General features: G+C 45.7%; 9 protein-coding genes and 1 riboswitch. Of the genes, 8 read left to right on the top strand and 1 reads right to left on the bottom strand.

What is annotated here, in order from left to right:
* The 5 genes from AYW76_RS19560 to AYW76_RS15385 all read left to right on the top strand — a co-directional run.
* Positions 1–731 (top strand): calcium-binding protein (locus AYW76_RS19560; RefSeq protein WP_331709458.1); only part of this gene is annotated, 731 nt, incomplete at its 5' end.
* A gap of 176 nt (positions 732–907) precedes the next feature.
* Positions 908–1014: riboswitch (TPP riboswitch) on the top strand.
* A 46-nt stretch (positions 1015–1060) separates the two neighbouring features.
* Positions 1061–2053, top strand: coding sequence for a thiamine ABC transporter substrate binding subunit (gene thiB / locus AYW76_RS15400; protein WP_067222656.1), 993 nt, complete (start codon positions 1061–1063; stop codon positions 2051–2053).
* A gap of 3 nt (positions 2054–2056) precedes the next feature.
* Positions 2057–3637: a thiamine/thiamine pyrophosphate ABC transporter permease gene (thiP, locus tag AYW76_RS15395; protein ID WP_067222653.1), complete on the top strand. Its 1581-nt coding sequence runs from the start codon at positions 2057–2059 to the stop codon at positions 3635–3637.
* On the top strand, positions 3624–4313 hold the full coding sequence (locus AYW76_RS15390) for a thiamine ABC transporter ATP-binding protein (RefSeq protein WP_067222650.1): 690 nt from the start codon (positions 3624–3626) through the stop codon (positions 4311–4313). Before thiP ends, AYW76_RS15390 begins: the two co-directional genes overlap by 14 nt.
* Before the next feature lie 87 nt (positions 4314–4400).
* Positions 4401–5264: a DMT family transporter gene (locus tag AYW76_RS15385; RefSeq protein ID WP_067222646.1), complete on the top strand. Its 864-nt coding sequence runs from the start codon at positions 4401–4403 to the stop codon at positions 5262–5264.
* Here the strand turns inward: AYW76_RS15385 and AYW76_RS15380 are convergent.
* Positions 5245–6156 carry a DMT family transporter gene (locus AYW76_RS15380; protein WP_067030860.1) on the bottom strand — a complete coding sequence of 304 codons (912 nt, stop codon included), beginning with the start codon at positions 6154–6156 and terminating at the stop codon, positions 5245–5247. The two genes, AYW76_RS15385 and AYW76_RS15380, sit on opposite strands and share 20 nt — an antisense overlap.
* A 273-nt stretch (positions 6157–6429) precedes the next feature.
* Here AYW76_RS15380 and rpsF point away from each other — a divergent pair, with 273 nt between their 5' ends.
* Genes rpsF through AYW76_RS15365 form a run of 3 tightly spaced genes read left to right on the top strand, consistent with a single transcriptional unit; the run spans position 6430 to position 7970 of the window.
* Complete coding sequence (gene rpsF / locus AYW76_RS15375; protein WP_067030857.1) at positions 6430–6837, top strand: 30S ribosomal protein S6; 408 nt, start codon at positions 6430–6432, stop codon at positions 6835–6837.
* Between the two features lie 22 nt (positions 6838–6859).
* A complete protein-coding gene (gene rpsR / locus AYW76_RS15370; protein ID WP_067030853.1) occupies positions 6860–7090 on the top strand; it encodes a 30S ribosomal protein S18 in 231 nt (76 codons plus the stop codon).
* Positions 7091–7112: 22 nt separating this feature from the next.
* Positions 7113–7970, top strand: coding sequence for a hypothetical protein (locus AYW76_RS15365; protein WP_067222643.1), 858 nt, complete (start codon positions 7113–7115; stop codon positions 7968–7970).
* Positions 7971–7981 lie beyond the last annotated feature (11 nt).

The raw sequence follows: 7981 nt of genomic DNA, 5'->3' as shown, positions 1-7981 counted from the left end.
ATGGGAACACCACAATCAATAACTATTATCGTAAAACAACGGATTACGATGTTTTACGTTTTTCAGAGGGCGTGCAGCCTGATGACGTAACCATTACTCGCAGCAGTGATCATTTGCTTTTAACTTTGCAGAGCACAGAAGAAGTCATCAAAGTCACTGAATTCTTCGACAAACCCGCTTACGAATTGAATGCTGTCGAGTTTGAAGATGGGACGGTCTGGGATGCTGTTGAGTTGAAACGACAAGCTTTGTCGGGAACGGAGGCGTCGGAAAAACTCGTTGGACTTGATTCTGCGGACACCCTTTCTGGTCTTGGAGGAAATGACCGACTTGAAGGACGAGGTGGAAACGACGTGCTGGATGGCGGGTTAGGCAAAGATACTTTATATGGCGGATCCGGAAACGACACATTAAGTGGTGGTATGGGGGATGGGGACTACTTAAAAGGTGAGTCTGGCAATGACGTGTATCTATTTAGCGCTGGGGATGGGAACACCACAATCAATAACTATTATCGTAAAACAACGGATTACGATGTTTTACGTTTTTCAGAGGGCGTGCAGCCTGATGACGTAACCATTACTCGCAGCAGTGATCATTTGCTTTTAACTTTGCAGAGCACAGAAGAAGTCATCAAAGTCACTGAATTCTTCGACAAACCCGCTTACGAATTGAATGCAGTCGAGTTTGCGGATGGGACCGTTTGGGACACTGGTGACTTGTGGCTCTGATTTTAATCAGGAGGTATTAAATAAGTTAATTTTTTGTGTGCTGTCCTTTAAGCTGAGAGGGATATCCTCTTAGTTTAAAGGCGTTTTAGCGATATTTCCTTTTCTCTTATTGTCTGAGTATTTCAATACTTAGACATCTCTTAAGGGTCTGGTAGAATAGTTCCGTTTTTAAATACCCGTATCTCATGGGGTGTGGCGATGTGGCCACTGAGAAGCTTTTGCGGCTAACCCATTGAACCTGAACCAGATCATGCTGGCGTAGGAATTGAGATAGCAAGTCCTTCATACCTTGCCCATCCAGTTATACGCCGCTCATTTATGGAGCGACTATGCCTTTTAAATCTTTTGCGGTGACAGCGGCAGCGCTGTTGGCGTCATCTATAGCAGCAGCGAACACGCTGAATGTGTATACCTACGATTCGTTTGCATCCGAGTGGGGCCCAGGCCCTAAAATCAAAACCCGTTTTGAAGCGCAGTGTGATTGTGAAGTGAACTTCGTAGCGCTGGATTCATCGGTGGGTATTTTGTCGCGCGTCCAGTTAGAGGGCGAGGCTTCTGAGGCCGATGTGTTATTGGGGTTAGATCTTAATCTAATGCAGTCGGCAAAGCAGACCGATTTGTTAGCTAAGCATAATGTGGATACGACTGACGTACAGACACCTAATGGATGGAGTGATGAGTATTTTGTTCCGTTTGATCAAGGCTATTTTGCGTTTATCTATGACAGTGAAAAGCTTGAAACACCGCCCACATCGTTAAAAGACGTGGTTGAGAATCAAGACCTTAAAGTGATTTACCAAGATCCTCGCACCAGTACACCAGGTTTAGGTTTGTTGCTCTGGATGAAGTCGGTGTACGGTGAGCAAGCGGCGGATGCTTGGGCACAGTTGTCTGAGCATACGGTGACTGTGACCAAAGGTTGGTATGACGGTTACAGTTTATTTTTAAAAGGCGAGGCGGATGTTGTGCTGAGCTACACCACGTCACCCGCGTATCATATGGTGGCCGAAGGTGAGAATAAGTACAAAGCGGCCGAAGCCAGTGAGGGTTTTTACCCTCAAATTGAAGTGGCTGCAATGATGAACAGCGCACCAAACAAAGCACTGGCTGAAGAGTTTATGCAGTTTATTTTGGCGCCAGAGTTTCAGAATGTCGTCGCGACGGGCAACTGGATGTACCCTGTGATGAATAATATCGAGCCATTACCTGAAGCTTTTTCAACATTGCCTGAGGCAACAAAAGTGTTGACGTTACCTGCAGAGCAAGTGGCTAAGCAGCGTCAAGCGTGGGTGAACGAATGGCTTGAGGCGACGACTCGCTAAGTTTTGATACTTTCCTCTCATTTACGTCCAGCTTGGCTGGGTGTAGCGCTGTATTTCATTGTCGCAATGGCCGCTTTTGTGGCCTTGCTCTCTTATGCGTCCCCAAGTGATTGGGGGCGTTTTATAGACGATCCTTATATCTGGCGATTAGTAAGGTTCTCCTTTTTACAGGCGAGCCTCAGTGCTTTGCTCAGTATGGCGTTGGCGATTCCTGTAGCGTCGTGCCTGTATCATCGTCGTTTTGCTGGACGGCAAACTTTACTAAACCTGTTTGCTGTTTCGATGGTAGTGCCCACCATTGTTGCGATTCTTGGCATTGTTGTGGTCTATGGTCGTCATGGCTGGTTTACCAGTGTGTTTGGTTTTGCGTTCCCGCTGTATGGCCTGGGTGGGATTCTGCTCGCACATGTGTTTTTCAATATGCCTCTTGCCGTGCGGGTTATTTTACAGGCTTATGGATTGATACCGGATTCACAATGGCGCTTGGCAAGTCAGCTGGGGCTTTCACGCTGGCAGGCGTTTCATCTAATTGAGTGGAGCTATTTGAAAAAGACACTACCAGGGTTGTTTTTGCTGGTCTTTATGTTGTGTTTTTCAAGTTTTGCTGTGGTATTAAGCCTAGGCGGTGGACCACGCTCCAGTACGCTGGAAGTGGCCATTTACCAAGCACTTCGTTTTGAGTTTGATTTGAATAAAGCGAGCTATTTGTCTCTGCTGCAGGTGGCTATATGCAGTACGGTCGCTCTTGCTGTTTATAAGTTTGCTCCCGCTGTGCGTCAAGATGTGAGTGTGTACCAAGGTCAGCGTTTACCATTACGCTCAGGTGTGCTACCTAACGTTATTGATGGCTTGTCACTCAGTGTCGTTTTGTTGTGGGTGTTACCGCCTTTTATTGCCATATTATCGCCCATAGTGAGCCCGCTTTTCTGGCACACACTGCAGGCAAACGATTTATGGTGGTCGGTTTGGCATTCCGTGCGCATTGCTTTGCCTTCTGGGCTATTGGCGCTTGTTATTGGGCTTAGTATTGCTGCGTTAGCGCGCAGCGTACGCTGGCGTAGCAGAGGGGACTGGTTAGCGGATAAGTTAGAGCAATCGGGCAATTTGGTGTTGATGGTGCCGGGGCTCGTATTAGCAACAGGGTTGTTTCTGTTATTACGTCATCTTGGTATCGGTCTTCGGCATGCCTATTGGATTGTTGTGTGGGTGAATGCGGTTATGGCGCTACCGTTCGTACTTCGTGCCATCATGCCAACCCTGTATCAGCAAGAAAAACGTTATCGTCATCTTTATGAGCAGCTGCAAATTTTTGGCTGGTCGCGCTTACGACTTGAGTGGCAGCAGATACGTACTGCGATGGCACAGGGGTTGGCTTATGCAGTGCTGTTAAGCTTAGGAGATCTGGGTGTGGTGGCATTATTCGGTTCAAAAGGGCTTGAGACATTACCTATGTATTTGTTCCAGTTGATTGGCTCGTATCGAGTGGAACAGGGTGGCTGTGTTGCCGTTGTGCTGATTTTGCTGTGTCTTGCATTATTTTATGGTATTACCCGTTTAGTGGGAGGGCGTCGTGCTGTCATTTGATATTCAATACCATTGGCAAGACTTTCAGGCCGATTATCAAGCTCAGTTGCCTGCTGGCATTACCAGTATTTTAGGGCCCAGTGGCGGTGGTAAGAGTACCTTGTTGTCTTTATTAGGTGGTTACTTATCTGGGCAAGGGATAATAGAGTTCTCAGGGGAAAAGCTGGATCATTTGGCTCCCTATGAGCGTCCTGTTTCGATGTTATTTCAAAGTGATAATTTGTTTCCGCAGTTAAATGTTTGGGATAATGTGGCTATTGGTATGTCGCCAACAAGGCGTTTAACAAATGAGCAAAATAGTAAACTAAAGTGGGCATTAGAGCAGACCCAGCTATTGGGTTTTGCGCAAAAATTTCCTGAGCAATTGTCTGGTGGCCAAGCGCAGCGTGTAGCGATTGCAAGGGTGTTGGTGCGTGACAAGCCAGTGCTGTTGTTAGATGAGCCGTTCAGTGCATTAGATCCCCGATTACGTGATGAAATGCTGCAGTTAGTGCGTTCACTGACGCATCAATTTAACTGGACGACGGTGATGGTGACGCACGCTCCAAACGATGCGAAAACGTTAGGTGGTAAAGTGATGCTAGTGGAGCATGGTCAGGTACAGGCATTGGTTGATGTGCAAGCGTTATCTACACCAGAGTCAGGTTCGATTTTTACCCAGTATCTTGGTTTATAAGCACAATGATCGACAGCAACGTTTGGTTATGGCGCATTTGTTAAGCTGTTGCTTTGATAAGCGGTTACATTATTAAGGACGCACTCGGTGAGTGATCTATATTTGGTTAAAAAGGGTATTTATGCCACCTTAGCGTACGCACTTATTATGTCTGTAACGGCTGTGGCTGCAAAGCAAGTTCAGACGCAAATTGCAGTACCTGTTTTAATGTTTTGGCAGAGTTTATTTTGTGTGGTGATTCTATTCCCACAAATGTGGGGGAAGTGGCAGCGTCGTTCATGGGCTGTAATGAAAACGCATTTTTTGCGCAGTCTTGGGGGTTTTCTTGGGTTCTCGTGTTATTACTGGGCGTTAAATCACATACCAATAGTTGAAGCCTCATTGCTGCGCTCTTGCGCGCCACTATGTGTCCCTTTTGTTGTCCTCTTGATGCATCGAGTATTTATTCCTAAATCACGCTGGCTACCACTTATTGTAGGTTTTATTGGGGTCGCACTGGTTATAAACCCGACTCCGGAACACTTTAACCCTTGGCATATCATTGGCTTGTTGTCGGCGGTCGGCTTGGCATTTTCTATGGTGACAACGCGAGTATTGAGTTCCCATGTGTCTAGCCAAGAAACGATGATTGTGTATTTTGCGTTTTCTGCCTTATTGTCATTGCCTCTTGCGTTGGTCCAAGACGAAAGTTTGGCGTTGCCGGCGGATACGTGGCTATGGGTATTGGTGGTCGCGGTGACGTTGTACGTTGGCATGCATTTATACACATTGGCCTATACCTATGCCCCGGCAAGTGTTGTGTCTCCAGTAAGTTACATTGGAATTGTGTTTGCCGGATTTTGGGGATGGGTAATTTGGGGGCATGTCCCAGATTGGCTGGCCATATCTGGGACGGTTCTGATTTTTATAAGTGTGCTATTAAGTGCGCGGCTTAATCGCCAAAAGACTTAGTAAGAGCGTGTTTTTTGACACGTTGATTCAGTATCGTGGCAATGCCGATTCCTGAAAATATCAACATGATACCAATACCGTGAAAGCTCTGAATTGTTTCTTCGAGAAAGATGATTGAGAGAAAAATGCTGAATACCGGTAATAAATGTACAAAGTGGCCAGCGGTTGCAGCACCCAATTGTTGGATGCCGACGTTCCAGCAGATAAAAGCGCCGATAGAGGCAAAGATAGCCATATATAGAATGGCTCCCCAGTTAGCGGTCGTGAGGGTGCTAATTTCGGTGTGTGAAAATAAAACATAGAGCGGGAATTGGATGCAGGTCCCCATTATGGCGGTGACAGCAAAGAAGCTTAAGAGATGCATGCCAGGACGACGAATGAGTAATACGGAATAGACTGCCCAGCTCACTGCGGCTGTGATAATCCAAAGGTCTCCCTTAGAAACGGTCAAATGTAATAGGGTATCCAGGCTGCCTCGGCTGACAATGACGATTGCGCCGATGGTTGAAATGATGATCCCTACATTTTGTAGCTGGCTAGTTTTACTGCCTAACAGTAAACGCGCGGTAATCAATATCATCACAGGCATGATGGAATTAAGCAGCACCGCATTAGTCACGGTAGTAGACGTCAAACCAATGTACAAAAATAGGTTGTAATTACAGATGCCTAGAAAGGCAAAAAAGAGCAGCATAGGCCAATGTTTGATAACAAGTGGCCAGTCTTTACGGATCTTTGGCAAAGCAAAAGGCATAATGAGTAAACACGCAAAACCCCATCTAAAAAAAGAGATCGTATAGGGGTCAATACCGCCCGATACAGTAAGTCGACCTAATACATAATTACCAGACCAAAATAGAATAGGCAGCAGTAAATATACGAATGCTGGCATAGCGGATCCTTGCTTTGAAGAAGTTGAATCAGAGTGAGCTTCGGTCAACATAGCGAGTAAAAAGCATTCTGTCGAGCATCGCTCCCTTTTCTCATATCAGATAAAGGGACGGGTGCGAGCGACGCATTGCTTTTAAAAGGTTAAAAAATACTCGCATGGCCTTTTTATCTTGGCTGGGTGAGTATATAATGCGCATCCCCGTACATTCTACTCCTTGTCTCACAGCTTTTTAACGGGGAAAGCGTGGAGACTAAGAACCCATAAGGAGCAATCATGCGTCATTATGAAATCGTGTTTCTGGTTCATCCAGATCAGAGCGAACAAGTACCAGCAATGATCGAGCGTTACACTAACTTGATCACTGAAGATGGCGGTCAAGTACACCGTCTTGAAGACTGGGGCCGTCGCCAACTTGCATACCCAATCAACAAAATTCACAAAGCGCATTATGTTCTTATGAACATTGAAGCGTCTGAAGGTGTTTTGGCTGAGCTAAACGACACATTCCGTTACAACGATGCAATCATCCGTAACCTAGTTATCCGTCGTAAAGATGCGGTAACTGAAGTGTCTCCAATCAAAGCGTCTGAAAGCCGTGAAGAGCGTCGTGCTCCACAGCGTGAAGAGCAAAAACCAACAGAAGCTGCTGCTGACAAAGCTGCAGACGACTCTGCTGAATAATTGATTAATTAGGAGATACATTATGGCTCGTTTTTTCCGTCGTCGTAAATTCTGCCGTTTCACTGCAGAAGGCGTTAAAGAGATCGATTACAAAGATCTAGAAACTCTAAAAGGTTACATCACTGAAACTGGTAAAATTGTACCTAGCCGTATTACTGGCACACGTGCACGTTACCAGCGTCAGCTAGCGACTGCTATCAAACGCGCTCGCTACATTGCTTTGCTTCCATACACTGACGGTCACTTTAATTAATAGGTGATATAAGAAGTATCTCATGGGCGGTTTAGCTAACTGGGTAATGAAAAAACGCATGAATGCTATCCTTGTGGTAGCGTTATGTAGCATCATCCCAATGATGTTTTGGCTGAGCGCTGCGGTCCTTGGACTGGTAGTACTTCGAAAAGGTGTAAAGGACGGAATACCTGTTATTGCTTGGGGTGGCCTACCAGCACTTGTGCTGTGGGGTATTCAAGGTGATGCAACAGCACTCATGGTGTTGATCGATACCTTTATTTTGGCTTTCGTGCTAAGAGAAAAAGTATCTTGGGCTTGGGTGATGCTAGGGGCGAGTTTACTTGCCGCTATATCGTCTTTGGTTCAGCCACTACTCATGGCAAATTTGTTGGATATAGTTGCAGAACTGATTCAACAAGTATTAAGCAATGAGGGCGAAACAGACATACCTTCTAAGGAAATGATTGTTCGTCAAGCGGTGATCGCCATGTCAGTGGTTCAAGCTTATATTGCTGTAGGTGCGCTATTTTTAGCACGCCGGTGGCAATCGCGCTTGTACAACCCAGGTGGGCTAAAGAAGGAGTTTCATGAATTTAGACTCCCTCTTATTATTGCTCTGGTCTTAGGAGCAATGGTGTTGGTTGGTGAAAGCCTAGGTGGCGGTTTTGAGATTTTATCTCGAGCGGCTGTTCCAGCATTAGTGATTCCTGGTCTTGCATTGGTTCACGGTATTCTGGCATTGAAAAAAATTGGGATTGTTGGACTGGTTGTTTTTTATCTGATTGGTATTTTGGTACTGAGTGTTTATTTTGCGAATATTTTGATCTTCCTTGCGGTGGTCGATAGCTTTGTAGACATTCGTGGACGAATGCAATCAAAACCTTCTGACGTCAATTAAAAGCTAGATAT

It is taken from the genome of Marinomonas gallaica (genome assembly GCF_001639745.1).
Lineage (GTDB): Bacteria > Pseudomonadota > Gammaproteobacteria > Pseudomonadales > Marinomonadaceae > Marinomonas > Marinomonas gallaica.
This window is presented reverse-complemented; position numbering and strand designations above follow the sequence as displayed.